This window comes from Chryseobacterium sp. C-71 (genome assembly GCF_020911865.1).
In the GTDB taxonomy this organism is placed as follows: Bacteria; Bacteroidota; Bacteroidia; order Flavobacteriales; family Weeksellaceae; genus Chryseobacterium.
In genome coordinates, this window is sequence record NZ_CP087131.1 from 3,057,977 (window position 1) to 3,082,354 (window position 24,378).

At 34.8% G+C, this 24,378-nt stretch carries 28 protein-coding genes; 23 read left to right on the forward strand and 5 right to left on the reverse strand.

From position 1 onward, the window contains the following. Nucleotides 1-136 precede the first annotated feature (136 nt). From LNP04_RS14075 to LNP04_RS14185, 23 genes are all read left to right on the forward strand, one after another. On the forward strand, nucleotides 137-1,456 hold the full coding sequence (locus LNP04_RS14075) for a phenylacetate--CoA ligase family protein (protein ID WP_229983560.1): 1,320 nt from the start codon (nucleotides 137-139) through the stop codon (nucleotides 1,454-1,456). After that, a complete protein-coding gene (locus tag LNP04_RS14080; protein ID WP_229983561.1) occupies nucleotides 1,453-2,538 on the forward strand; it encodes a 2Fe-2S iron-sulfur cluster-binding protein in 1,086 nt (361 codons plus the stop codon). Before LNP04_RS14075 ends, LNP04_RS14080 begins: the two co-directional genes overlap by 4 nt. A 120-nt stretch (nucleotides 2,539-2,658) precedes the next feature. After that, a complete protein-coding gene (paaA, locus tag LNP04_RS14085; protein ID WP_229983562.1) occupies nucleotides 2,659-3,597 on the forward strand; it encodes a 1,2-phenylacetyl-CoA epoxidase subunit PaaA in 939 nt (312 codons plus the stop codon). Between the two features lie 192 nt (nucleotides 3,598-3,789). Further along, on the forward strand, nucleotides 3,790-4,071 hold the full coding sequence (paaB, locus tag LNP04_RS14090) for a 1,2-phenylacetyl-CoA epoxidase subunit PaaB (protein ID WP_034679196.1): 282 nt from the start codon (nucleotides 3,790-3,792) through the stop codon (nucleotides 4,069-4,071). Between the two features lie 134 nt (nucleotides 4,072-4,205). Continuing rightward, nucleotides 4,206-4,955, forward strand: coding sequence for a 1,2-phenylacetyl-CoA epoxidase subunit PaaC (gene paaC, locus LNP04_RS14095; protein ID WP_229983563.1), 750 nt, complete (start codon nucleotides 4,206-4,208; stop codon nucleotides 4,953-4,955). A gap of 97 nt (nucleotides 4,956-5,052) precedes the next feature. Further along, nucleotides 5,053-5,517 (forward strand): 1,2-phenylacetyl-CoA epoxidase subunit PaaD, encoded by a 465-nt coding sequence (gene paaD, locus LNP04_RS14100; RefSeq protein WP_034679200.1) that lies wholly within the window; start codon nucleotides 5,053-5,055, stop codon nucleotides 5,515-5,517. A 94-nt stretch (nucleotides 5,518-5,611) separates the two neighbouring features. Then, the gene (locus LNP04_RS14105) at nucleotides 5,612-6,412 is read left to right on the forward strand and encodes an enoyl-CoA hydratase/isomerase family protein (protein WP_229983564.1); all 801 of its coding nucleotides are present in this window, start codon (nucleotides 5,612-5,614) and stop codon (nucleotides 6,410-6,412) included. Nucleotides 6,413-6,478: 66 nt separating this feature from the next. Beyond that, entirely contained in the window at nucleotides 6,479-6,832 is a 354-nt protein-coding gene (locus tag LNP04_RS14110) for a four helix bundle protein (protein ID WP_229983565.1), read from the forward strand. A gap of 40 nt (nucleotides 6,833-6,872) precedes the next feature. Beyond that, a complete protein-coding gene (locus LNP04_RS14115; protein ID WP_229983566.1) occupies nucleotides 6,873-8,006 on the forward strand; it encodes a 3-hydroxyacyl-CoA dehydrogenase NAD-binding domain-containing protein in 1,134 nt (377 codons plus the stop codon). Continuing rightward, nucleotides 8,007-8,423: a hypothetical protein gene (locus LNP04_RS14120; protein WP_229983567.1), complete on the forward strand. Its 417-nt coding sequence runs from the start codon at nucleotides 8,007-8,009 to the stop codon at nucleotides 8,421-8,423. 9 nt (nucleotides 8,424-8,432) lie between these two features. Then, a complete protein-coding gene (locus LNP04_RS14125) occupies nucleotides 8,433-8,846 on the forward strand; it encodes a PaaI family thioesterase (RefSeq protein WP_229983568.1) in 414 nt (137 codons plus the stop codon). Between the two features lie 10 nt (nucleotides 8,847-8,856). After that, entirely contained in the window at nucleotides 8,857-9,585 is a 729-nt protein-coding gene (locus tag LNP04_RS14130) for a DUF6624 domain-containing protein (RefSeq protein WP_229983569.1), read from the forward strand. Nucleotides 9,586-9,687: 102 nt separating this feature from the next. After that, entirely contained in the window at nucleotides 9,688-10,896 is a 1,209-nt protein-coding gene (gene pcaF, locus LNP04_RS14135) for a 3-oxoadipyl-CoA thiolase (RefSeq protein ID WP_229983570.1), read from the forward strand. A gap of 214 nt (nucleotides 10,897-11,110) precedes the next feature. After that, nucleotides 11,111-11,704: a transferase hexapeptide repeat family protein gene (locus LNP04_RS14140; RefSeq protein ID WP_229983571.1), complete on the forward strand. Its 594-nt coding sequence runs from the start codon at nucleotides 11,111-11,113 to the stop codon at nucleotides 11,702-11,704. A gap of 88 nt (nucleotides 11,705-11,792) precedes the next feature. Beyond that, nucleotides 11,793-12,371, forward strand: a complete 579-nt coding sequence (locus LNP04_RS14145) for a transposase (RefSeq protein WP_229983572.1) — start codon at nucleotides 11,793-11,795, stop codon at nucleotides 12,369-12,371. Between the two features lie 99 nt (nucleotides 12,372-12,470). Continuing rightward, nucleotides 12,471-13,298 carry an alpha/beta hydrolase gene (locus LNP04_RS14150; protein WP_229983573.1) on the forward strand — a complete coding sequence of 276 codons (828 nt, stop codon included), beginning with the start codon at nucleotides 12,471-12,473 and terminating at the stop codon, nucleotides 13,296-13,298. A 28-nt stretch (nucleotides 13,299-13,326) separates the two neighbouring features. After that, on the forward strand, nucleotides 13,327-14,154 hold the full coding sequence (locus LNP04_RS14155; RefSeq protein WP_229983574.1) for an alpha/beta hydrolase: 828 nt from the start codon (nucleotides 13,327-13,329) through the stop codon (nucleotides 14,152-14,154). A 79-nt stretch (nucleotides 14,155-14,233) separates the two neighbouring features. Beyond that, on the forward strand, nucleotides 14,234-16,729 hold the full coding sequence (gene paaZ, locus LNP04_RS14160; protein WP_229983575.1) for a phenylacetic acid degradation bifunctional protein PaaZ: 2,496 nt from the start codon (nucleotides 14,234-14,236) through the stop codon (nucleotides 16,727-16,729). Nucleotides 16,730-16,799: 70 nt separating this feature from the next. After that, nucleotides 16,800-17,507 carry an XAC2610-related protein gene (locus tag LNP04_RS14165; protein ID WP_229983576.1) on the forward strand — a complete coding sequence of 236 codons (708 nt, stop codon included), beginning with the start codon at nucleotides 16,800-16,802 and terminating at the stop codon, nucleotides 17,505-17,507. Between the two features lie 176 nt (nucleotides 17,508-17,683). Continuing rightward, the gene (locus LNP04_RS14170; RefSeq protein WP_229983577.1) at nucleotides 17,684-18,211 is read left to right on the forward strand and encodes an SMI1/KNR4 family protein; all 528 of its coding nucleotides are present in this window, start codon (nucleotides 17,684-17,686) and stop codon (nucleotides 18,209-18,211) included. 52 nt (nucleotides 18,212-18,263) lie between these two features. Then, nucleotides 18,264-18,998, forward strand: coding sequence for a DUF4241 domain-containing protein (locus LNP04_RS14175; RefSeq protein WP_229983578.1), 735 nt, complete (start codon nucleotides 18,264-18,266; stop codon nucleotides 18,996-18,998). 1 nt (nucleotide 18,999) lies between these two features. Then, nucleotides 19,000-19,704: an SMUG2 DNA glycosylase family protein gene (locus LNP04_RS14180; protein ID WP_229983579.1), complete on the forward strand. Its 705-nt coding sequence runs from the start codon at nucleotides 19,000-19,002 to the stop codon at nucleotides 19,702-19,704. Between the two features lie 106 nt (nucleotides 19,705-19,810). Continuing rightward, complete coding sequence (locus tag LNP04_RS14185; RefSeq protein WP_229983580.1) at nucleotides 19,811-20,575, forward strand: methyltransferase domain-containing protein; 765 nt, start codon at nucleotides 19,811-19,813, stop codon at nucleotides 20,573-20,575. 127 nt (nucleotides 20,576-20,702) lie between these two features. On the opposite strand, the gene LNP04_RS14190 is transcribed toward LNP04_RS14185, so the two are convergent. The 5 genes from LNP04_RS14190 to LNP04_RS14210 all read right to left on the reverse strand — a co-directional run bounded on the left by LNP04_RS14190 (nucleotide 20,703) and on the right by LNP04_RS14210 (nucleotide 24,304). Beyond that, a complete protein-coding gene (locus LNP04_RS14190; RefSeq protein ID WP_229983581.1) occupies nucleotides 20,703-21,530 on the reverse strand; it encodes a T9SS type A sorting domain-containing protein in 828 nt (275 codons plus the stop codon). 25 nt (nucleotides 21,531-21,555) lie between these two features. Beyond that, nucleotides 21,556-22,101 (reverse strand): phage tail protein, encoded by a 546-nt coding sequence (locus LNP04_RS14195; RefSeq protein ID WP_229983582.1) that lies wholly within the window; start codon nucleotides 22,099-22,101, stop codon nucleotides 21,556-21,558. A gap of 44 nt (nucleotides 22,102-22,145) precedes the next feature. Continuing rightward, complete coding sequence (locus tag LNP04_RS14200) at nucleotides 22,146-22,676, reverse strand: phage tail protein (protein WP_229983583.1); 531 nt, start codon at nucleotides 22,674-22,676, stop codon at nucleotides 22,146-22,148. Nucleotides 22,677-22,914: 238 nt separating this feature from the next. Next, nucleotides 22,915-23,589, reverse strand: coding sequence for a response regulator transcription factor (locus LNP04_RS14205; protein WP_229983584.1), 675 nt, complete (start codon nucleotides 23,587-23,589; stop codon nucleotides 22,915-22,917). Next, nucleotides 23,579-24,304 (reverse strand): sensor histidine kinase, encoded by a 726-nt coding sequence (locus tag LNP04_RS14210; RefSeq protein ID WP_229983585.1) that lies wholly within the window; start codon nucleotides 24,302-24,304, stop codon nucleotides 23,579-23,581. The genes LNP04_RS14205 and LNP04_RS14210 overlap by 11 nt, the downstream gene beginning before the upstream one ends. Nucleotides 24,305-24,378 lie beyond the last annotated feature (74 nt).

Genomic DNA, 24,378 nt, shown 5'->3' on the forward strand with positions numbered 1-24,378 from the left:
GTTCAAAATAACAAACTCAACGCAAGGTTGTCTCAATTGGTCAATTTAGAATCATTCAAAATATGACAAAAGTCACTAAAATTTGGTCAGGTAGAAAATCTTTTTTAAATTTACGCCTAACAAATGTTAGTTAGTAATGAAGTTTGATATTGAATATTTAGAAATTGACCAATTGAGAACTCTTCAGTCTGAGAGATTGAAGAATTTGGTTGTATATCTTGAAGAGAAATCGAATTTTTATATAAGAAAATTTGATGAATTAGAATTATCAAATCAAGATATAAGGAAAATTGAAGATATTTCAAAACTCCCGATTACTTACAAACAAGATTTAAGAGATAATTATCCGTTCGGATTATTTACCGTTCCAAAAAATGAATTGCAAAGAATTCACTGTTCAAGCGGAACAACGGGAAAACCAACGGTGGTAGGATATACAAAAGAAGACGTTGATCTTTTCAGTGAAGTAGTAGCAAGATCGTTGAATGCAGCCGGAGCAAAATCGGGAATGCAGTTACACAATGCCTATGGATACGGAATTTTCACAGGCGGGCTTGGACTTCATTATGGGGCTGAAAAATTAGGAATGAGCGTTCTTCCGATTTCGGGAGGAATGACAGCGAGACAGGTTGATTTAATTATAGATTTTAAACCTGAAGTGATCTGTTGCTCACCTTCTTATGCTTTAACAATCGCTGATGAATTTGCGAAAAGAGGAATCTCGGCAGACGAAATAAGTTTAAAATATGCTGTTTTAGGTTCAGAACCGTGGACGGAATTGATAAGACATCATATTGAAGAAAAACTTGGTGTTCACGCTACCAATATTTATGGGTTGAGTGAAATTATCGGACCAGGAGTTTCGATGGAGGATTTTGAGGAAAAAGGAGGTTCTTATATTTGGGAAGATCATTTTTATCCTGAAATTTTAGATCCGATTACAAAACAGCCCGTTCCATTCGGAGAAGAAGGAGTTTTGGTGATCACAACGCTAACCAAAAAAGCGATGCCGCTTTTACGTTATTGGACCAACGATATTACAAGTCTGTATTACGACGAAAATGCCAAAAGAACAATGGTGAAAATGAAACCTATTGTCGGAAGAGCAGATGATATGCTGATTGTAAGAGGTGTAAATGTCTATCCAAGTCAGATTGAAGAAGCTTTTTCTCATGTGAAAGGAGTAGTTCCAAATTATTATCTGACGCCGCTTGAAAAAGAACAAATGTGTGTTGCACTCGAAATTGATGTTGAAATTGATAATGAATTGGTGGCCTCAGAAAATTTAAAAATAAATTCAGATGAATATCTTAATTTCGCAGGGAATTTTGGGAAAAGCATCGAAAACGAAATAAAAAAGAGAGTGGGAATTACCACGAAAGTGAAAATTCACGCTCAGGACAGTTTGCCGAAATGCGAAGGTGGAAAAATTAATAGAATACTAAAAACAAAATGAATTCATTTTATAAATTAAAAACTGTAAAAGTTCAGAAAGATACCAATGATGCAGTGAATGTAGCATTGGAAATTCCTGAGGAACTGAAAGATAAATTCAGATTCAAACAAGGACAATATCTGAATTTTAAACTCATGGTAAACGGTAACGAAGAGCGCCGTTCTTATTCCATCTGCAATGCACCGAGTGAAAAAAGCAACACGCTTGAAGTTTTGGTTAAGCTTTTGGAAAACGGTAAAGTTTCAGGATATTTCAATGAGCATCTTCACATGGATGAGGTTTTGGAAGTGATGCCTCCGATGGGCGGTTTCAATACTTCTTATCATCCAAGCAATACAAAAACTTACGTTGGATTAGCAGCAGGAAGTGGAATCAGCCCGATTCTTTCTAATTTGAAGGAAAGTCTTTATCAGGAACCTAATTCAAACGCATATCTTTTCTACAGCAACAGAAGCATGAATCATGTGATGAAAAAAGCTGAGATCGATAAGTTGGTAGAGCAGTTCAACGGAAGACTTAAAGTGGTTTATCTGGTAAGTCGTGAAAAACACGAAGACCCGATTTTTGAAGGAAGAATTTCTCCTGAAAAATTAGATCATTTATTTGAAAGATATACAGACATCGACGTTAAGGAAGCTACTTATTTCATTTGTGGGCCTTCTGATATGATCAAAGGGATTTCTGATTATTTGAAAAAAGAGAAGAAAGTTCCGGCGATTCAGGTTTTGTTCGAATACTTTTCTGCTCCCGATGAAGAAGATTCTGCGGAAATGAGCGATGAATTCAAAGCAATTGCCAATATTGAAAGTATGGTAACAGTAATTATTGATGATGATGAATATTCGTTCCATTTGAATTCAAAAAAAGAGAGTATCTTAGATAAAGCATTGAAAGACAATCTTCCAGTACCTTTCGCATGTAAGGGTGGAGTTTGTTGTACGTGTAAAGCGGAAGTTCTCGAAGGAGAAGTTTTCATGGAGAAAAATTTCGCACTTACCGAAGACGAAGTAGCCAGAGGTTTTGTTCTGACTTGCCAGTGTCACCCGACAACAAATGTGGTGATGCTTAATTATGATGTTTAAGACAATTTGAAAATGAGGAAATGTGCTAATTTGAAAATGCATTTATCGTATTTTAATTTTTAATTTTCAAATTGCCCAATTCTCAAATTTTCAAATTATTTAATTTTCAAATTCAAAAAAATGGACTTAGAAAAATTCGTACAATACGTACACGACGAAAATAAAGTAGAACCGAAAGATGTAATGCCCGATGATTACAGAAAATTATTGGTTCGTCAGATTTCACAGCATGCACATTCTGAGATTGTCGGGATGTTACCGGAAGCCAATTGGGTTTCAAGAGCACCTTCGTTGAGAAGAAAAATGGCTCTTTTAGCTAAAGTTCAGGATGAGGCAGGACATGGTCTATACCTGTATTCTGCAACTGAAACTTTAGGAAACGGAACGATCAGAGCCGACAGAGATGCGACTTATGAAGATATGTTGGAAGGAAAAGCAAAATACTCAAGTATTTTCAATTATCCGACTTTGAGCTGGGCAGATATTGGCGCAATCGGTTGGTTGGTTGATGGTGCAGCGATTATGAATCAAGTAATGTTGATGGGGAATTCTTATGGTCCCTACTCAAGAGCGATGGTGAAAATCTGTAAAGAAGAATCTTTTCACCAAAGACAAGGTTACGAGATTTTGATGGCCCTTTGCCGTGGAACAAAACAGCAGAAAGAAATGGCTCAGGCTTCTTTAAACCGTTTCTGGTGGCCTGCTTTGATGATGTTTGGTCCGAATGACGACAGCTCGCCAAACTCAAAAATCTCTATGAATTACAGAGTGAAAAGAGAAAGTAACGACAGTCTTCGTCAACGATTTATCGACGTTACGGTTTCTCAGGCTGAATTTTTAGGCTTAACAGTTCCGGATAAAGATCTTAAATGGAACGAGGAAAGACAACATTACGATTTCGGAGAACTTCCTTGGGGTGAATTCATGGAAATCTTAAAAGGAAATGGTCCTTGCAATAAAAAGAGATTACAGACAAAAGTAAAAGCACAGCAGGAAAACCTTTGGGTGAAAGAAGCGGCGATTGCTTTTGCGGAGAAACAACAAAAAGAAGTAATATAATATTTAATTTAAACCATTAAGATTTTGTTTAGGAGTTTAGTTTAATTAAGATAAATCATTCTGATTTTAGATCTAAAAGCGAAGCTAAACTTAATATTCTTAACAACTTAATTGTCCTTAATGGTTCAAAAATTAAAGTTTAAAAAATAATTCAAAATCTAAAATTTAGAATTTAAAAAGTAAAATTTGACTATGGCAAATTTAGATATGTGGGAAGTGTTTATTCAGACTAAACCGGGATTATCTCACAAACACGTTGGAATTGTACAGGCACCAACAGCAGAAATGGCTTTGCAGAACGCAAGAGACGTTTATACTAGAAGAAAAGAAGGAACTTCTGTTTGGGTAGTTCCAAGCAAATATATCGTTACTTCAGAAGGAATTGATAAAGAAGCTTTCTTTGATCCGGCAGATGACAAACTATACCGTCACCCGACATTCTATGATATTCCTAACGATGTGAAAAATATGTAGATTAATAATTTGAAAATGTGCTAATTTGAAAATTTGAAAATGACCTCAACGACGTTAATTATTCTCAAATTTAAACTAAAACAGTCACTCAATTTTCAAATTAACTAATTTTCAAATTCTCAAATTAAAAAATAATGAACCCATTATATAATTATTTATTAAAACTAGCAGACGACAGTTTCATTATGGGACAGCGTTTGTCTGCGTGGTGCGGTGAAGGTCCTTATCTGGAAGAAGATATTGCTTTAACCAATATTGCCTTAGATCAGTTAGGTCAGGCGAATAATTTTTATGTTTACGCTTCTAGAGTTGTGGATAACGGAAAAAGTGAAGATGATTTGGCGTTTTTAAGATACGAACATGAATATGTAAATGCACACTTGCCAGAACTTCCGAATGAAGATTATGCACAAACGATTCTTAAAGTTTATGTTTTCGCTGTCTATCAGAAATTGATGTACGAAACTCTGTCAAATTCAACTGACGAAGAACTTTCGGCCATCGCTCAAAAATCTTTGAAAGAAGTAAGGTATCACTACACTCACGCTGCATCTTGGATGAAAATTTTCGGACAGGGAACAGAAGAAAGTAAAATGCGTCTTGAAAGAAGCATCGAAAATATCTGGGAATACACGAAAGGTTTATTTGCAAAAACAGAAGGAGAAGATGATTTAATAGCTTTAAACATGGCTCCGAATGGTGATGCTTTGTATGAAGATTTTGTTTCAATTACGACTAAAGATTTCGCAGATTTCGGTTTAGAATATCCAACAAATCCTTTTATGCAGCCAAAATCACGAACAGGTTATCACACAGAATATTTCGGATTTATCCTTTGTGAATTGCAGTATATGCAGAGAGCGTATCCGGGATGTACTTGGTAAAAATTTCAATGAGTTAATTTGAAAATGTGCTAATTTGAAAATTGCGGAGTGCTTTAAATTTTCAAATTACCCAAATTTTCAAATTTTCAAATTAATTATGAAAAATCCTTTAGAAATATTAGAATTAGTCCCCGATCCCGAAATTCCGGTAATCAATATCGTGGAATTGGGCATTGTAAGAGAAGCGAAAGTTACCAGCGAGAATTCTTGTGAAGTAACGATTACCCCGACTTATTCTGCCTGTCCCGCTATGTTTACCATTGAGGAAGACATCATGAAGATCATGAAGGAAAACGGTTGGGATGCGAAAGTAGTTACCAAAATGTTTCCGATCTGGACGACAGATTGGTTGACGGATGAAGCGAGAGAAAAACTTCGTGTCTACGGAATATCACCTCCTGAAAAAGGAGCCGACGAACATCACATCGGGAAACCCAAAAAATGTCCACGCTGCGGCTCTATGAATTCTAAACAAATCAGCAGATTCGGGTCTACTTTATGTAAGGCATCTTATCAATGTTTAGATTGTTTAGAGCCATTTGATTATTTTAAATGCCACTAAAAAATTTGAAAATGTGCTAATTTGAAAATGAGTAAATTAGTAGTGAAATCAGAATTTTCAAATTGACTAATTTTCAAATTAAAAAATTAATATTATGTATACACAACTCGATATTGAATCTCATTTTGGGGGGAAATTAAAAATTGCCTACCTCAATCAACCTGATACAATGAATGCTTTAACCAAGCCTTCCTTGGGGGATCTTAAGGATTTTGTAAACGAATGCAGTAATGACCCAACAGTAAGATGTGTGGCGATTTCAGGTAGAGGAAGAGCATTTTGCTCAGGTCAAAATCTGGATGATGCTTTCGTACAAGGTAATGAACATCACGATAACGACATTATCAGAAGAATTGTGACAGATTATTACAATCCTTTGGTAATGGAAATCACCCATTGCAAAAAACCTGTTGTTGCTTTAGTCAACGGCCCTGCAGTTGGTGCTGGTGCGATGTTGGCATTGATTTGCGACTTCGTTTTAGCAAATGATAAAGCTTATTTTGCTCAGGCATTTTCCAATATCGGATTGATTCCAGATACAGGCGGAACTTATTTCTTGCCTAAATTATTAGGAAGACAATTGGCAAACTATTTAGCATTTACCGGTAAAAAATTATCTGCCGAAGAATCAAAATCTTATGGTTTAGTGGCCGAAGTTTTCACTGAAGAAGAATTTAATTCAAAATCAATGGAAATTTTAGAAAAAGTTTCTAATATGCCAACCGTTGGTTTAAAATTAACTAAAAAAGCTTTCGCAAACTCTTACAACAACACATTGAAAGAACAGTTGGAGTTGGAAGGCGATTTACAACAAGAAGCTGCCGAAACAGAAGATTTTAAAGAAGGCGTAAGTGCATTTTTAGAAAAAAGAAAACCTGAATATAAAGGAAAGTAATAATTTGAAAATGAGCTAATTTGAGAATTTGAAAATTGTTTTGCGATTTTAAAATATGATCTACAAATGAGAAATGACAAAGAGAATATTATTGTAACCAAAACTTTTAATTTTGCTTTGGATATTATAGAATTTTCAGAAGATTTGTATGAAGCTAAAAGATTTCCTTTGGCAAATCAAATTTTCAAATCAGGAACTTCAATTGGAGCAAATGTAAGAGAAGCTCAAAATGCAGAAAGTAAAGCAGATTTTATTCATAAATTAAAAATTGCTATTAAAGAAGCTGATGAAACAGAATATTGGCTTTTATTGTGTTTAAAATCTCCACATCTCAAATCTCCAGACGAAAAATTGATTTCTGATTTAAAGGAAATTTTATTGATTCTGTCTAAAATTATTTCGAGTTCAAAGCTCAAATAATTTTCAAATTAACTCATTTTCAAATTTTCAAATTAATAATATGAATGTAGGAATTATCGGTGCCGGTACCATGGGGATCGGCATTGCACAAGTAGCCGCAACCAACGGATGTAAAGTCTGGGTTTACGACGCCAACGCAAAACAGGTAGAAACGGCAACTGTAGGTTTGGAAAAAACATTAACCAGATTGGTTGATAAACAGAAGATTTCATCAGAAAAAATGGTTGAAATTTTATCTAATATTTCCATTGCTACAGAACTGAAGGACTTCAAAGATTGCAAACTCGTCATCGAAGCCATCATCGAAAATAAAGAAATTAAGACCAAAGTTTTCACAGAATTGGAAAGTCATGTTTCTGAAAACTGTGTGATTGCTTCTAACACTTCATCTATTTCCATTACCTCTCTTGGTGCGGAATTACGAAAACCGGAGCGTTTCATCGGAATTCACTTTTTCAATCCGGCTCCTCTCATGCCTTTGGTTGAAATTATTCCATCTTTACTGACAGAAAAATCTTTAGCCGAAAAAATGTACAGTCTTATGAAAGACTGGGGCAAAGTTCCAGTAATTGCTAAAGACATTCCTGGATTTATCGTCAACAGAATCGCTCGTCCGTATTATGGCGAAGCGTTAAGAATTGTTGAGGAAAACATCGCAACGGTAGAACAGGTTGATGATGCTATGAAAACTTTAGGTAACTTTAAAATGGGACCTTTTGAATTGATGGATTTAATAGGAGTTGACGTAAATTTCTCGGTAACCAAAACCGTTTATAACGAATATTTCTACGATCAGAAATACAAACCGTCTCTTCTACAGCAAAGAATGTCGGAAGCCAAACTTCACGGCAAAAAAACAGGAAAAGGGTTTTACGATTATTCGGAAGGCGCCGTTAAACCGGAACCTGTGAAAGACAATGCACTTTATGAGCAAATATTCATGAGAATTATTTCCATGCTGATTAACGAAGCAGTAGAAGCAAAAAGATTAGGCGTGGCGAATGACGAAGATATCGAACTTGCAATGCAGAAAGGCGTAAATTATCCAAAAGGATTATTGGCTTGGGGAAAAGAAATCGGATATTCTAAAATTTCCCAAACCCTGCAAAATCTTTACGAAGAATACCAGGAAGAAAGATACAGACAAAGCCCTTTATTGAGAAAACTTATTTAGTTGGATAAAGAAATTCTTAGAATAGATTTGCTATCTGATTGGCAGAAATATTTTGCTTTCGGTTTGGGAGAAGTTGTATTAAGAGAAAAAAATTCTCATAATAATGTCGTTATTGAATTACTTTTAGCTACAAATGCTTTTGATTTAATAATGGATTTAAACAATGATTATCTAAATCAAATACCAGAAAGTACAATCTATAAATATAACTATTCCAGAGATTTTAAAGAGAATGCATGGGCTTCAGGAAAAGAGGAATTAATTGTTGATATAGAAGATTTTTACTTTTATCTCAAAAGCAATAAAAGTAATGTTGATGAAAACTTATTCGGAAAAGAATATAATGAAGTAATAAAAATATGTGAGTCAGTCATCAAAAATGAAAATAGCCTTTATTTGATTGCTGATGATTATTAAATAAGAATTATGACACCAAAACAGGTTGCAGATTATATGCTCAGTCAGGATTATTTCTCCCAATGGATGAATATCAAAATGATTGAAGTAAAAGAAAATTATTGTTTAATAGAAATGCCCATCAAAAAAGAAATGATTAATGGGCTAAAAACGGTTCACGGAGGCGTTACGTTTGCATTTGCAGATTCTGCATTGGCTTTTTCGTCCAACAATTCCGGAGACGCTGCCGTTGCATTAAACTGCATCATCAATTTTACCAAAGCCGGAAAAGAAGGCGATATTTTCAAAGCCGAAAGCATTTTGGTGAATAATACCAGAAAAACAGCGATCTACGACATCAAAATTACCAATCAAAATGAAGAATTGGTTGCAAAATTTGTCGGAACAGTTTATAAAATCGGGAAAAAAGTGATGGAACTATAAGTTAAATTGAATGAAATATTTAATAACATTTGTCTTAGTATTTTTCCTAAGTTTTGTAAATGCGCAACAGCAGGGGATTAATGAAAACCTGAAGAAAGAATTAGATGAAATTCTTCGATTGGATCAAACCTACAGAAAGCTATTCGAAAACAATGTTACAGCTGAGGAAAAAAGCAAAATTCTTAAAGAATTGAATATCGATGAGAAAGAGTTTCAGGAAAAGCAATGGCAATTAGTAATTAAACAAGACAGTCTGAATATGCAGAAAATTGAGAAAATTATTTCTCAATATGGCTATCCCGGAAAAACCCTGGTTGGAGAACCAACTAACAAAGCTGCTTGGTTTGTCATTCAACATTCGAACAAAATCGGAAAATATTTACCAATAGTGAAAAAAGCAGGAAAAAAGGGGGAGCTTCCTCTTACAAATGTTGCCATGATGGAAGATCGATTTTTGATGGAAAATGGAAAGGAGCAAATTTATGGAACTCAAGGTCATAGCAGTTTTTACGAAAAAGACGGAAAAGGATATCAAACAGAGGATATTATTTGGCCTATAAAGAATTCAAAAACCGTAAATAGACGGCGAAAAAAAGCTGGTTTTAGCCAAACCATTCAACAGTATGCAAAGGATTTGTATGGCGAGAACTTTATATATAAAATTTATACTTTAGATGATGTTAAAAACAAGAAGATAGAAGCTAAACTAATTGAGGATTTCGAGACACACGATAAATAAGAGAATTATAAATCTGGAAATCAGGCAATTTGAAAATTATTTTGAATGTCTTTATTTTCATTTTCAAATTCTCAAATTAACACATTTTCAAATTTAAATAAAATGAACAACGTATACATCATAGATTACATAAGAACTCCCATTTCAAAATTAAGCGGAGGACTTTCTGAAGTAAGAGCCGACGATTTGGCTGCCATTGTTATTAAAGAAATTGTAGCAAGAAACCCTGAAGTTCCTGTTGACGAAATTGAAGACGTTATTTTCGGATGCGCCAATCAGGCAGGTGAAGATAACCGAAATGTTGCAAGAATGGGACTTTTACTGGCAGGACTTCCTTATAAAATCGGAGGTGAAACGGTAAATAGATTATGTGCTTCTGGAATGTCGGCGGTGGCAAATGCTTTCCGTTCAATCGCTTCAGGAGAAGGTGAAATTTATATTGCAGGTGGAGTTGAACACATGACGCGTTCGCCTTATGTAATGTCAAAACCAAGCACAGCTTTTGGAAGAGACAGCCAAATGTTTGATACTACTTTCGGATGGAGATTTGTAAATCCCAAAATGAAAGAAATGTATGGCGTTGATGCGATGGGCGACACCGCTGAAAATTTAGCAGAAATGCATAATATCAGCCGTGAAGATCAGGATAAATTTGCTCTTTGGTCACAACAAAAAGCTACTATAGCTCAAGAAAGCGGAAGATTAGCAGAAGAGATTGTAAAAGTTGAAATTCCACAAAGAAAAGGCGATCCAAAAATTTTCGATAAAGACGAATTCATCAAGCCGACGTCTTCAATGGAAGGTTTAGGAAAACTGCGTCCGGCTTTCAAAAAAGAAGGCGGAACCGTAACTGCCGGAAATGCTTCCGGAATGAATGACGGAGCAGCTGCTTTAATTTTAGCAAGCGAAGAAGCCGTAAAAAAATATGGTTTACAACCGAAAGCTAAGATCCTAGGATCTTCAGTTGCTGGTGTTGAACCAAGAATTATGGGAATCGGACCTGTTGAAGCAACTCAGAAACTTTTAAAAAGATTAAATCTTTCATTAGATGATATGGACTTTATCGAATTAAATGAAGCTTTTGCTGCTCAATCTTTGGCGGTGACGAGAAGTTTAGGATTACAAGATGATGATTCAAGAGTAAATCCAAACGGAGGCGCTATCGCAATTGGTCATCCACTTGGAGTTTCCGGAGCAAGAATCATTGGTTCTGCGGCTATGGAACTTCAAAAACAGGATAAAAAATATGCATTGTGTACGCTTTGTATCGGTGTCGGACAAGGTTATGCAATGGTGATTGAACGTGTTTAATTTGAAAATGTGCTAATTTGAGAATTTGAAAATGTTATTTGGAATACATAGTCAATTTTCAGATTAGCTCGTTAAATTTAAAGTTTAGCCTTGGCTGAGTGAAACGCCCTTGCGAACGAAAAGTATGCAAGAAGATTTCACGAAAGCTTTGCGAACTTTGTGTCAAAAATAATTTTCAAATTAACTCATTCTCAAATTTTCAAATTAAAAATTTATGAATATCTACTCATATCATGGCATCCGTCCCATCATCAAACCTTCTGCTTACATTCATCCTCAAGCGGTAATTATCGGAAATGTGGAAATAGGCGAAGAAGTATATATCGGTCCGAATGCGGTAATTCGTGGCGATTGGGGTAAAATTATCATCAAAGACGGTGCAAATGTTCAGGAAAACTGTACGCTTCACGTTTTTCCGGGAATTGAAACCATTTTGGAAGAATCTGCACACATCGGTCACGGAGCGATCATTCATTCCGGACATATCGGGAAAAATTGTTTGGTTGGAATGAATGCTGTGGTGATGGACAAAGCCGTTATCGGTGACGAATGTATCATCGGTGCATTGGCTTTTGTTCCTGCAAACTTTAGGTGTGATGCGAGAAAATTGATTGTCGGAAGTCCTGCAAAAATCATCCGGGATGTTTCTGATGAAATGATCAAATGGAAAACAGAAGGAACAAAATTGTATCAGGAATTGGCAAGAGAAGGAAAAAATGCGATTTTACCTTGTGAACCTTTTACAGAATATGTTCAGCAGATTCCTACGAAAATTGTGGATTACAGCATTTGGGATGATTTGAAATGATTTATTGAAAAAAGATCTATAAAGCCAAACCTAACGGGTTTCTAAAACCCGTTAGGTTTTCATAGAGATTAACTTTAGGATAGGTAAAATGATTAATACAGAAAATTTTGAATTTGACTCTGTGTATCACATTTTTTCTCATGTGAATGGGAAAGAATTGATCTTCCGTGAAGAGACAAACTATCAATTTTTTCTGAAGCAGTTGGATAAATATATTACTCAAATTGCAGATATATATGCATACTGTTTGTTGCCGAATCACTTTCATTTACTGCTACGATTTAAAAATGGTGAAAATGTAAATGTCGAAGGTGAGCATCAGTTTTTAATGAAAAATTTTGGTAATTTTCTTAATTCTTATGCAAAAGCTTTTAATAAAAAGTATAACCGAAAAGGTGCGCTGTTCCTTAATGCAGTAAAACGAAAGAAAATTACAGATGAGAAATATTTACTAAAAGTTTTGCATTATATTCATAATAATCCGGTAAATCACGGGTTCACAAGTAAAATTAATTTATGGAAGTACTCATCGTATGATTCATATTTAAATAATATAAAAGCAAGTAAATTGAATAGAAACGAGATTATGCAATATTTCGATTCATTGGAAATCTTTAAAAATTATCATCACTCAAATGTTGAATATGATTTCTTGAATATAGAATAGTTGTTGATAAACCGCATCCAAACCTAACGGGTTTTTAAAACCCGTTAGGTTTAAGTAAAATGTTCCTAATAAATAAAGAATTAAATTTCAAAATAAGAAATGATTAAAAAACTCCTCATTTTCGCCACCATTTTATTTGCATTCCAATTCAAGGTTTCTGCCCAGAATGGAACTGTAAAACCATTGACGATTGGGAAAATCAGCACAATCAAATCAGAAATCTTAAATGAAGAAAGAACTTTAAATATCTATCTTCCGCAGAATTTAGACAAAACAAGATCCTATCCGATCATTTATCTTTTGGATGGAAGCATGAATGAAGATTTTATTCACGTAACAGGGTTGGTGCAGTTTTTTAATCAGATGTATGCAATGCCGGAAACGATCGTGGTTGGAATTGCGAATATTGACAGAAAAAGAGACTTTACATTTCATACCGATTTAAAAGATTTACAGAAAGATTATCCTACAACCGGACATTCGGATAAATTCATCAGTTTTCTTGAAAAGGAATTAAAACCTTACATCCAAAGTCAATTTAAAACGACTGATACTTATTTGTTCGGTCAATCTCTTGGCGGACTTTTAGCGACAGAAATTTTACTTAAAAAACCTGAATTATTTAATAACTATTTTATCATCAGTCCGAGTTTGTGGTGGGATGATGAAAGTCTTTTAAAACAAGCCAATCAATTACTATCTAAAATTCCCGATACCAAGAAATTTGTGTACATTTCTGTCGGAAAAGGCGAGCATAAAGTGATGGTAAAAGATGCGCAGGATTTATATGATATTCTGAAAAAATCAAACAAGAAAAACTGGACGGTAGAATATAAAATGATGGATCTAGATAATCACGCAACCATTCTTCACAGAAGTTTGTATGAAGGTTTGGTGAAATTGTTTCCATATCAAGAACCTAAATAATGCGTTCAACCATAATAATATTTGTAAGATGAAATTTAGTTTCAGCGTTTTTTTGATCATTGGAATTGTTTTAATTGGCTGTAAACCAACAGCTGTTTATAAGGATATACCTTTCACTCAAAACAATGCAGGAAACGAGGTTAAGTTGAATGTTTTCACCCCAAAAAAGACTGATAGAAAATATCCTGTCTTGATCTTTGTACACGGCGGAAACTGGAATACAGGAAATAAAAACACCTATAATCTGATGGGTAAAAACTTTGCCCGCAAAAACATCATTGCAGTTATTCCGGATTATACATTGAGTCCGAATGCTGATGTCGATCAAATGACAAAAGAGATTGCAGCAGCTATACAATTTACCAAAGAAAACGCTCAAAAATATAACGGAAATTCTGAAAAGATCTTTATTTCAGGTCATTCAGCAGGTGGTCAGTTGGCAGCTTCTGCAGTAATGAATCCAAAGTATCAGATTCCGGAAAATACAGTTTCGGGAATTATTTTAATTGATGCTGCAGGAATTGATATGAAGAACTACTTAGAAAAAAATCCGCCAACTTCAGAAAGTAATTATGATGTTACATGGAGTAAAGATCCACAGAAATGGAAAGAGGCGTCACCAATCTATTTTATCAACGAAAAGACACCGCCTTTTTTAATTTACGTTGGTGAAAAAACCTATCCATCGATCAAAGTTGCCAATGAAAATTTTTTGGAAGCACTTCATCCTTTTCAACCCAACGTAAAACGTATTTTCATTAATAAAAAACATATTCCGATGGTCATACAATATTTTTTCCCTTGGAGTAAAAGATTGGATGAGACTTTGGAATTTATAAAAACTTCAGAAAATTAATATTTAAAATAAATAAATCTAAAAATGTATCAATTATCGGTATACTGTTAAATTGGTACATTGCTAAATTAAATACGATATGGAAAAGTTAAAAAACTATATTCACGGAGAATGGGTAGAAGGTACCGGAAACGGAATTCCTTTGTACAATGCCGTGACAGGAGAGCAAGTTGCTGTTTCTGATACTGAAGGACTGAATTTTGAGCAGGCTCTTGATTTCGGAAGAACAGTTGGTTACAAAAATCTTTCTTCGATGACGTTCTACGATCGTGGAGAAATGTTGAAAAAAGTGGCACTTTATCTTTTAGAAAGAAAGAAAAAATATTACGAATTATCATATAAAACAGGGGCAACTCACGCAGATTCATGGGTAGATATTGAAGGAGGTTTCGGTACTTTCTTCACCTATTCAGGATTGGCAAAAAGAATGCTTCCGAACACACCTTTTTGGGTAGATGGAGAAACTCAGAAAATTTCTGCGAACGGAACTTTCTTAGGAACTCATATTTTAACGCCAAGTGAAGGGGTTTCTGTACAAATCAATGCATACAACTTTCCGGTTTGGGGAATGCTGGAAAAATTGTCTACCTCATTGTTAGCGGGTGTTCCTTCAATTGTGAAACCTTCGCCTTACGGTTCTTATTTAACGAATGCCGTTTTTAAGGATATGATTGAAAGTGGCTTTCTTCCAGAAGGTGCACTTCAATTGGTTTGTGGTGAACCTGGAAATATTTTGGATTACGTTCAGGATGGGGATTCTGTTCTTTTCACAGGTTCTGCAACGACAGGTAGAAAACTAAAATCTTTACCATCAGTTTCAGGAAATTCTGTTCGATTTAATATGGAAGCAGATTCTTTGAACTGTTCTATTCTTGGTTTGGATGCAAAACCGGGAACTCCTGAATTTGATTTATTTATTAAAGAAGTTCGTACAGAAATGACAACAAAAGCCGGACAGAAGTGTACGGCGATCAGAAGAATTATCGTTCCTGAAAACTTAATTGGTGATGTTCAAAATGCTTTATCAAAAGCTTTAGACCAAACAAAAATCGGAAATCCATTAAGCAGAGAAACCAAAATGGGATCTTTGGTTGGAAAACAACAGTACGATGAGGTTTTAAGAAAAGTAAATATCTTAAAAACCGAAACTGAATTAATTTACGATGGAAAACATGAACTGGTAGATGCTGATTACGAAAACGGCGCATTTATGTCTCCGAAATTATTCTTAAATGATTCTCCATTTACAAAAAATATCTCTCATGATGTCGAAGCTTTCGGTCCGGTTTCTACGTTAATGCCTTACAAAGATGCGGAGGAAGCCGCAGCTTTGGCAAAAAGAGGAAAAGGAAGTTTAGTTGGATCAATTATTTCTCATGACGAGAAATTTGTAGCTGAAACGTCTTGGAAAATGGCTTCTCAGCATGGAAGAATTTTCGTTTTAAACAGAGACAATGCCAAAGAAAGTACAGGCCACGGTTCTCCGCTTCCGACTTTGATGCACGGTGGTCCCGGAAGAGCAGGTGGTGGCGAGGAAATGGGCGGACTGAACGGTCTTCATTTCTTCCTTCAAAAAACAGCAATTCAAGGTTCGCCAGATATTTTAACAGCAATTACGAAAGTATATCAACAAGGTGCTGAAAAAAAATATTCGGATAAACATCCTTTTCAGAAATATTTTGAGGAAGTTGAAGTTGGCGATTCTCTGGAGACTGCGGGACGAACAGTGACTGATGCAGACATTGTGAATTTCTCTAATGTTTCGTGGGATCATTTCTATGCTCATACAGATGCTACGAGTTTGTCGGGAACTATTTTCGATAAAACGGTTGCTCACGGATATTTCATCCTTTCTGCAGCGGCTGGATTATTTGTTTCAGGGAAAAAAGGTCCTGTTATCGCCAATTACGGATTAGAAAACTGTTCTTTCTTCAAGCCTGTTTATGCGGGAGATACGATTACGGTTTATTTAACAGCAAAAGAAAAGATCAACCGTGGAGTAAAAGGAAGAAACATTCCTTCCGGAGTTGTAAAATGGTTGGTTGAGGTTGTGAATCAAAGAGATGAGGTAGTTTGTGTGGCGACGATTTTAACTTTAGTGGCTAAACATTCTCCGTTTATTGATTTTAAAGTTCAGAATATTCAGAAAAAATTAAATGCTCTGACTGAAAATACGCAACCTGTTTTTGGAGATTTTACTCCGCAATTGATGGTTGAGCATTTGGAAGAAGTTTTGAGAAATGGTTTCGGTGATTTGAAAGCGGAAGATTTCCCTGAAATTCCTGCCGAAAAATTAGAACTGCTTCAAGATTGGTTATACACCGATAAAAAGATTCGTCCAGGAGCACAATATCCTTTATGGAAAGAAGGCGAAGTTCCTCAGAATAAAAATAAAAATCTGGACGAAGCAAAGGCGAAATTAATCGAAACCTTGAAAGAGTTTACCGTTTATTTCAAAGAAAATCCTTTTGCGGAACATTATAATCCAAGATTCGGACATTTGAATAAAGAGATGATGGAGCTTTTCCAGAGAAAGCATTTTACGCATCATTTTGAGCAGTTTGGATTGATTTAATTCAAAATTAAACGATAAAATTACAATTCCTTTTGGCTTTTGGCTGAAGGGATTTTTAGTATATTTAAATATGAAATTTTTAAGGTTTGCCATTTTAATATTTATAATTTCTTCTTGTTCGAAAAGTAAAGAACAAAATATTAACGCTTATTTTTCGGAAGAAAAGTTCGCAGACAGTTTAAATGTTGGTTTGAGGGGAAAAACAAAAGTGGAGATTGAGAAATTTCGAAATGATAATACAGAGGATAATCTTATTATTCTAAATTTTTATCAACGAGACAGTATTTGGGATTTTAAAAAGCAAAAAAATATTGGAAATGTCTGGAAACAAACCAATAGATTTTACTTTGATAAAGATGGAGTTACTGGCATCGATGCTGAAATTTCCGATTTTAATAGTGACGGATATAAAGACTTCATATATGAAAGTGGAATCGCAGCAAGAGGAGGAAATACAATCAAAACGTTATTCATTTATAATCCAAAAAATAAAGATTTTGTGCATATAAAAAACTCTGATGATTATCCTAACCTGAGTTTTAACTCAAAATTAAATTGTATCAATTCTCTTATTTTGACAGGTTCTGTAACGACTCATTTTTTAAAATTAAAACAAGATTCTTTAATTGAATTTGCCAGAGTTGATGTTTCAGACAAGATATTGGTGGAGGAAAGAGATTCATCAGGTCAATTTAAAATTATTGAAGAAAAGAAATTTGAAGGAAATGATGGTGATTTTTACTTAGGGTATTTCAATTATAAACCGCTAGAAAAATGATTTAAAATCATCCATCTTGTTTTAAAAATTTATTTTTTTATTATGTTAATAATAATTAAACTTTCAAGATTAAAATAATTCACACATCTTTTACGCGTTTTTGATTGATTTTTTCAAATAAAATAAGGATATTTGGGGTGAGCTTTTTATAGCTGCTTTTTAAATAAAAAAATATTATGATAACAGAATTTTTCAAAGACTTCGACTTTAAGAATTTTTGGAGTGAATGCAGCTACTCTGCAAGAGACTACATCGGTAGTATCGCTGATGACGAGATGATTGATTCTGTTGAAAAAGAATTGGGATACAAACTTCCCGGCTCTTACATTCAGATGATGAAGACACAGAACGGTGGCTTGGCAAACAAATCTGTTTTCCCTACTACTGAAGCCAATTCTTGGGCAGATGATCATGTGGCAATTAATGGTATTATGGGAATTGGGCGAGAACGTATTTATTCGCTTTGCGGAGAAATGGGGAGTCAGTTTATGATTGATGAATGGGGTTATCCTGCAATCGGAGTGTATTTTGCAGACTGTCCGTCAGCAGGACATGATATGATTTTATTTGATTATTCAAACTGTGGTAAAGATGGTGAGCCCGAAGTAGTGCATATAGATCAGGAAAATAATTTTAAGAAAACTTTTTTGGCTAAAGATTTTGAAACTTTTATAAAAGGTTTGAAAGTTGAAGAGGAATTTTAGGTAGAATAAAAAATCCTGAATTTTAAAAATTACAATTAAATCATCATCAATTATGAACGAAAGCTGGTTGAAAAAATGGGAAGAAGTAAAAGATGTTTTAGTTTGTCCTACAGACCTTGAAACATATTTTACCTCGAATGAAATTCTTGGACAGAAAATGGAGACGATCGAAATAGGCAATGTTTCGCTACCGTCCGGAAAAATAGTGGTGAGAGATCCGCTTGTTTATCTGAGTTCTGATGAAAAACCATACTTCATTCAAGCTCCGAAAGGAAATTTCCCGGTTACGGTTGCTGTGGTGAAATCTGAGGATTGGGGAGACCGGTATGCTGTAGTAAAAGTTGAATTTACCAAAGAAAAACCTGTCGTTTATCGTGAAGCTTTAATTGGAATTGAAGACTTGGAAGATGTAACCGCAGACGATTTTTTTGGTTTCAGTGTAGATGCAGGTTTAGGATGTATTACCGATGCTGAAGTTCTTCCTTCTGTAGATCAATTTATTGCTGCAACAGATTTCGACAATGTGTACGATGATTATTTTGCTGAAATTTTTGCACAGAGTTACAAAGATCATCCAGACAATCAGAGAGATGCCGGAGACTGGATCAATTGGACGGTTCCCAATACAGACTATCAGATTCCGATGTTTGCGAGCGGGTTTGGTGACGGGAGCTATCCTGTATATTTTGCGTACGATACTCATGGTGAAATTTGTGGATTATACATTCAGTTTATCGATGTCGAATTGGCTTTGAGTGAAGATGGAGACGATGAAGATGTAGAATAAAATGTCTGGTAAAACTTTTGCAGATCAGGTAGTTGAATTTAATAAAAAATTAAATTTTACTGGAATTCTTCCTAATGATTTTCAGGTTCTGAATCCGTATTTGGATAACCCTGAAACGCTGGCTGTGATGCAAAAGTTTTATCAGAAATATTATAATGATTCCAGTCAAAGGAAATTTATGATTGGAATTAATCCCAGCCGTCATGGCGCAGGAGTTACCGGAGTTCCATTTACTGATACAAAGCGGTTGGAAACGGTTTGCGGAATTAAAATGGAATCTTCTCATACGCATGAAATCTCTTCCGTTTTTATATACGACATGATTGCAGCTTACGGCGGCGCAGAAGAATTTTACAAAGATTTTTACATCAATTCACCTTTTCCTTTGGCAATCGTACGAAAATCAAAAGGTAGTTGGATTAATGCCAATTATTATGATGACAAAGAACTTTTCAATGATGTGAAAGATTTTATGATCGATTCTTTAAAGAAACATATCAGCTTAGGTCTAGATACTTCTGAAGTTTTCGTTTTAGGAAAGAAAAATGCAGATTTTATTTCAAAATTAAATGCTGAAGCAAAATTATTTGATCAAATGACGGTGTTGGATCATCCCAGATATATTCAACAGTATAAATCGAAAGAAAAAGATTTGTATATTGATAAGTATATTTTGTCCTTGAAAAAAATAAATGCTAAGTCCTGAGTCGGATTATCGAAGGTGCATTCCGTAGGAATAATATTTGTGTAGCAATTTCAAATCGATGATTACGGAGTCTACGGACCGAATATTAATTTAAAATCAAAAAATTATGCCTTGGAATCCTGAAATTTATAATCAGTTTAAAAACATCCGTTATCAGCCATTTTTTGATTTGATGAATTTAATTTCATCTGAAAATCTGAAAAAAGCTATCGACATCGGTTGTGGAACGGGCGAGCAAACTCATATTCTTTCAGAAAAATTTTCTCATGCAGAATTTCTGGGAATTGATTCTTCAGCAGAAATGCTTGCCGAAGCCAATCAGTTTCAAAATGGTAAATTGAATTTCAAGCAAACGACGGTTGAAGATTTAATTAATTCAAAAAAGAAATGGGATTTGATTTTCAGTAACGCTGCATTACAATGGTCTGATGATCATCAAACATTATTTCCAAAATTAATCTCATTATTAAGTGAAAACGGACAGTTCGCTATACAAATGCCGATTCAGGCTGAGAATGTTTTAAATAAAATATTATTCCAACTCGCTTCGGAAGAACCTTTTCGTACTCAACTTGATGGTTGGAACAGGCTTTCACCTGTTTTGAGTATTGACGACTACGCTCAAATCATGTTTGCTCATAGTTTAAAAGATTTAAGTATTTCAGTAAAAGTCTATCCGATTATCGCAGACAATGCTGAAAAATTGTATCAGTTCATTTCGGGTTCTGCTTTGATACCGTATGTCGAGCGATTGGATGAGGTATCTAGAGAGAATTTTATTTCAGAATACAAAAAAAGAATTAAGAACCACTTCAAAAGTTTTCCTGCAATGTATGCTTTTAAAAGATTGTTGCTTTACGGAAAAAAATAAAGACTAAAAAACAAAAACCTTTGAGATATTTCAAAGGTTTGCTCATTGTGTGATAGAATCGTAAGAATGAAATCATTTATAGTCTAAAAGAGTTCTCATGGTGGTTAGTTTTTTGGTATAAGTACGACTATCTTTTAATGATTTTTTTAGATTCTGAAGTTGTTTTCAGCAAGTACGTTCCTGATGGAAGTTCTGATATGTTTTCTTTATTGACTCCCTTTTTAAGCTCAAAGTCTTTCAGTATTTTTCCGGATTGATCATAAAGCTGAGCCTTAGAATTTTCAGATACTTCTACAGAAAGCTCACCTGTCGTAGGATTTGGGGAAACAGACAGATTGCTTTTTGATTTTTTTAATTCGTCAGTAGATAAAACAATCCCGGTATCTTTTACCCAAGTGAAAGCATCGAATGCCATATAGCGAAAATCTCCTCCAACAGTAATGACAAGCTGGTCAATAATAATATTAGAATAATTCTGGCCGTTGAGATTAGTCAGATCAATCAAAGTAAATCCGGATGTTGTGGATAATGAAGTTGTAAAACCTGTACTTTTTGTCTGTGTAAACTTGGTTACGCCAGAAAGTTTTCCTGTTATGGTAAGCGTTCCTGGTGCAGCAAGATTATTAAGTCTGTCTACCAGATAGACCCAAAATCTATTAACTTTAAACAAATTGGAAGTTGTTTTTATAGCTAATGATGAGTTGGCATATTGTGATGTAGCAGTTCCTGTATTGTCAATAAATCTGTTGTCTGGTGCAGTACCGTTCCATCCAAATCCTTGACCTACAAAAATATCATAGTTTGATACAGTGGACGTGATGTTGAAAATTACACCGTTGTCAGTAAAGCTTGTGCTTCCGGCAGATTCGGTTTCAAACTGTTCTGTACTGGTCTGTGCGTTCGAGAAGAAAGAAATGAGCAGACTACAGATTAATAAAATAGTAGATCTTTTCATGATTTTAATTATTTAATTTGGTTATTTATGGTCTTGACGGGAATATACCCTGAACACAAATGATGTAATTCATACCTAGATATGGAGGCATCGTATTTACCGGCAGATTCTGTCCTGTAAAAGAAACTGAATTTGCATTAATCATTGTATCAGGAGCACTGTCTACAAAGCTGGGGATTGCATCGAACTGCCTTCCGTTCGGCTGACCTGTTATCGCAATAGATGATGTCACAGAAGGGGTTACACTTGTAGCATTAGTATTTGATATTTTTAGCTGACTGATAATGCTTGGAAGGTTTTGCTGTAAAAGTGTAGTCTGAGGACTTCCTGCAACTTCGCCCAAAGCAATGTTTTTTCCGGTGCTTGAATTTCCGGTACCAAACGGAGCACGCCCGTTAAGATTAGGCAAGGCAAATGTCGTTCTACCGTCACCTCCATATACATTTCCTAGCAGTGAAAAAAGTGCCGTGTTTTGATTGATACTTAATAATGCACCGTTGCATAACATATATCCTTTTGGAGCAAAATCTCCTGCAAACATTTTAATGGTTCCTAATAGTTCTTCGTCCATGATTATTGTATTTGATGGTTAATTAAAGTAATATTTTGGTTGAATTATGGTCTGGATGGATATATACCTTCCACACAGATAATATAATTAAGCCCAAGGTAAGGAGGCATCGTGCTGATTGGTAAGTTTTGTCCTGCAAAAGTTACTGACATTGCATTGATAGGCAAGGTAGGATTGTCATCTACGAAACTTGGGATTGCATCAAACTGTCTTCCATTAGGTTGTCCCGTAATAGCAATAGACGAAGCAGCAGAAGGGGTTACACTGGTAGCATTCGTATTTGATATCTTCAGTTGGCTTGCAAAGCTAGGCAGGTTGGCACTTAGTAAAGTTGTTTGTGGAGATCCACCTATTTGCCCTAAAACATAAGAATTTCCTGCGCCAATAGGGGCACGTCCATTTAGATTAGGCAAAGCAAAGGTGTTCTGTCCGTCACCTCCGTAAGTTGTTCCTAAAATAGTGAAAAGGGCAGAATATTGTGCAATACTCAATAAAGCTCCGTTACATAGCATGTAGCCTCTTGGTGCGAAATTTCCCGCAAAAGTTTTAATAACTCCCATTAATTCTTCGTCCATGATAATATTTGTTTTTAGGTTTATATTAATGTGTTTTTTTAAAACAAACTTGATGTGTTTTCGTTTTAATTATACCCCAAAGTAACGATGAAAGCAGGGAATACGGTAGAGTATAAATTACCAAATGAACCATTCAGTATTTATACGTAATCAGAATTGGGGATATAAAAAAACCTTCATATTTTGAAGGCCTACATTTGTACTCACGAAAACTCTATTTCGTGAAAATTTAAATTGATTAAAGCTTTACCGGAAGTGAATAAATATCATTAATTACAGCGTAGATTACGATGCCCACTGTATTTTTAGCACCAATTTTATCTAAAATTCTCTGTCTGTGACTTTCAATGGTTCTGGGACTAAGGAAAAGCTTTTCCGCAATCTCATGATTGGTCATCTCTTCACAGATCAGTTTTACGACTTCTTTCTCACGATCACTAAGTTCATCTTCCAGATCAAACAATGATTTTGTTTTCGGAGGATTATTCATGTACGAGAAAAGCATTTTGTAATCTTCGGAGGTGAAGTATAACCCTTTTGTATGGACTTCTGTAATGGCTTCTATGAAAGCTTTTTTATCAGAGTTTTTAGGCAAAAATGCAGAAACACCTAATTTTACCATGTAACCCAAGATGCTGCTTTTGTAATGAGAAGAGAGAATGATTATTTTGAGTGCAGGATATTTTTGTCTTAAATTTTCTACAAGTTCAAATCCGTCCATTGGTTTCATCTGAATGTCAATAAGAGCAATATCCGGGAACTCTTCAGAATTAAGAATTGCTAAATTTTCTAAAAAATCCGGGCCATTGTTTGATGTTATGGTCACAGAGATGCTTTTTTCAATAGAAAGCAAAAGTTTTACACCTTCCAAAATAAGCTGCTCGTCATCTACTAAGGCTATTTTAATTTTCATGGTCGTTATTTTGTGGAATTATGATAATCAGCCTGCTGCCTTCTCCTATTGTATTCTTCCATTTGAAGCGGGCGTTGAGTGATTTTATTCTCGATTCTATGTTTTTCAGGCCCATACCTTTGCTTGCATTGTCGTAATCAAAGCTTTCTCCGTTATCAGATAAAATTACGATTCTGTTTTCTTTGATATCCTTTAGATAGATACTCATTTCGGCGGCTTTAGAATGCTTGATAACATTGGTTGTAAACTCCTGAATGATTCTGTAAATCTGCACTTCTGTAAAAATATCTTTTTTCTGATATTCCTGAACCACATGCAGAGTGATTTTAATCTTGTTCGAGAGGTTGGTAATCAATTCTTCAACATACAAAACGAGTCCTAATTTTTCAAGATTGACAGGGTAAAGTGAATGTGAAATACTTCTCGCCGAATCTATCAGCTCAGAAATTTGATTTGAAATTATCTTTTCAGAAGTTTCTTTGTTCTCGGCATTTAGATTTTGAAGCCAAAGCGAAAGAATATTAAGCCTGTTGCCAATGTCATCATGAATCAAAATTGCCATTCTTTTTCTTTCTTCCTCCTGAGTTTTTGTGCTTTCGAGAGTAAGGTTTTTCTGATGCTGAATTTCTGCTTTGTGCTGGATGCTTTTCTCTTTTATAATTCTGTCGATAAAGAACTTATAAGCCAGCAAAACAAAAGTAACAATAATTACCAAGACGATAATTAAATAGATGAAAAAGCTAATGTTAAGTGTGATTTCTTTAATGGTAAATGTTTAAAAATTAATAA

Excerpts from the sequence above, each read along its gene's own strand:
- LNP04_RS14075 (WP_229983560.1), top strand. The coding sequence starts at position 137 with ATGAAGTTTGATATTGAATATTTAGAAATTGACCAATTGAGAACTCTT.
- LNP04_RS14080 (WP_229983561.1), top strand. The coding sequence starts at position 1,453 with ATGAATTCATTTTATAAATTAAAAACTGTAAAAGTTCAGAAAGATACC.
- paaA (WP_229983562.1), top strand. The coding sequence starts at position 2,659 with ATGGACTTAGAAAAATTCGTACAATACGTACACGACGAAAATAAAGTA.
- paaB (WP_034679196.1), top strand. The coding sequence starts at position 3,790 with ATGGCAAATTTAGATATGTGGGAAGTGTTTATTCAGACTAAACCGGGA.
- paaC (WP_229983563.1), top strand. The coding sequence starts at position 4,206 with ATGAACCCATTATATAATTATTTATTAAAACTAGCAGACGACAGTTTC.
- paaD (WP_034679200.1), top strand. The coding sequence starts at position 5,053 with ATGAAAAATCCTTTAGAAATATTAGAATTAGTCCCCGATCCCGAAATT.
- LNP04_RS14105 (WP_229983564.1), top strand. The coding sequence starts at position 5,612 with ATGTATACACAACTCGATATTGAATCTCATTTTGGGGGGAAATTAAAA.
- LNP04_RS14110 (WP_229983565.1), top strand. The coding sequence starts at position 6,479 with ATGAGAAATGACAAAGAGAATATTATTGTAACCAAAACTTTTAATTTT.
- LNP04_RS14115 (WP_229983566.1), top strand. The coding sequence starts at position 6,873 with ATGAATGTAGGAATTATCGGTGCCGGTACCATGGGGATCGGCATTGCA.
- LNP04_RS14125 (WP_229983568.1), top strand. The coding sequence starts at position 8,433 with ATGACACCAAAACAGGTTGCAGATTATATGCTCAGTCAGGATTATTTC.
- LNP04_RS14130 (WP_229983569.1), top strand. The coding sequence starts at position 8,857 with ATGAAATATTTAATAACATTTGTCTTAGTATTTTTCCTAAGTTTTGTA.
- pcaF (WP_229983570.1), top strand. The coding sequence starts at position 9,688 with ATGAACAACGTATACATCATAGATTACATAAGAACTCCCATTTCAAAA.
- LNP04_RS14140 (WP_229983571.1), top strand. The coding sequence starts at position 11,111 with ATGAATATCTACTCATATCATGGCATCCGTCCCATCATCAAACCTTCT.
- LNP04_RS14145 (WP_229983572.1), top strand. The coding sequence starts at position 11,793 with ATGATTAATACAGAAAATTTTGAATTTGACTCTGTGTATCACATTTTT.
- LNP04_RS14150 (WP_229983573.1), top strand. The coding sequence starts at position 12,471 with ATGATTAAAAAACTCCTCATTTTCGCCACCATTTTATTTGCATTCCAA.
- LNP04_RS14155 (WP_229983574.1), top strand. The coding sequence starts at position 13,327 with ATGAAATTTAGTTTCAGCGTTTTTTTGATCATTGGAATTGTTTTAATT.
- paaZ (WP_229983575.1), top strand. The coding sequence starts at position 14,234 with ATGGAAAAGTTAAAAAACTATATTCACGGAGAATGGGTAGAAGGTACC.
- LNP04_RS14165 (WP_229983576.1), top strand. The coding sequence starts at position 16,800 with ATGAAATTTTTAAGGTTTGCCATTTTAATATTTATAATTTCTTCTTGT.
- LNP04_RS14170 (WP_229983577.1), top strand. The coding sequence starts at position 17,684 with ATGATAACAGAATTTTTCAAAGACTTCGACTTTAAGAATTTTTGGAGT.
- LNP04_RS14175 (WP_229983578.1), top strand. The coding sequence starts at position 18,264 with ATGAACGAAAGCTGGTTGAAAAAATGGGAAGAAGTAAAAGATGTTTTA.
- LNP04_RS14180 (WP_229983579.1), top strand. The coding sequence starts at position 19,000 with ATGTCTGGTAAAACTTTTGCAGATCAGGTAGTTGAATTTAATAAAAAA.
- LNP04_RS14185 (WP_229983580.1), top strand. The coding sequence starts at position 19,811 with ATGCCTTGGAATCCTGAAATTTATAATCAGTTTAAAAACATCCGTTAT.
- LNP04_RS14190 (WP_229983581.1), bottom strand. The coding sequence starts at position 21,530 with ATGAAAAGATCTACTATTTTATTAATCTGTAGTCTGCTCATTTCTTTC.
- LNP04_RS14195 (WP_229983582.1), bottom strand. The coding sequence starts at position 22,101 with ATGGACGAAGAACTATTAGGAACCATTAAAATGTTTGCAGGAGATTTT.
- LNP04_RS14200 (WP_229983583.1), bottom strand. The coding sequence starts at position 22,676 with ATGGACGAAGAATTAATGGGAGTTATTAAAACTTTTGCGGGAAATTTC.
- LNP04_RS14205 (WP_229983584.1), bottom strand. The coding sequence starts at position 23,589 with ATGAAAATTAAAATAGCCTTAGTAGATGACGAGCAGCTTATTTTGGAA.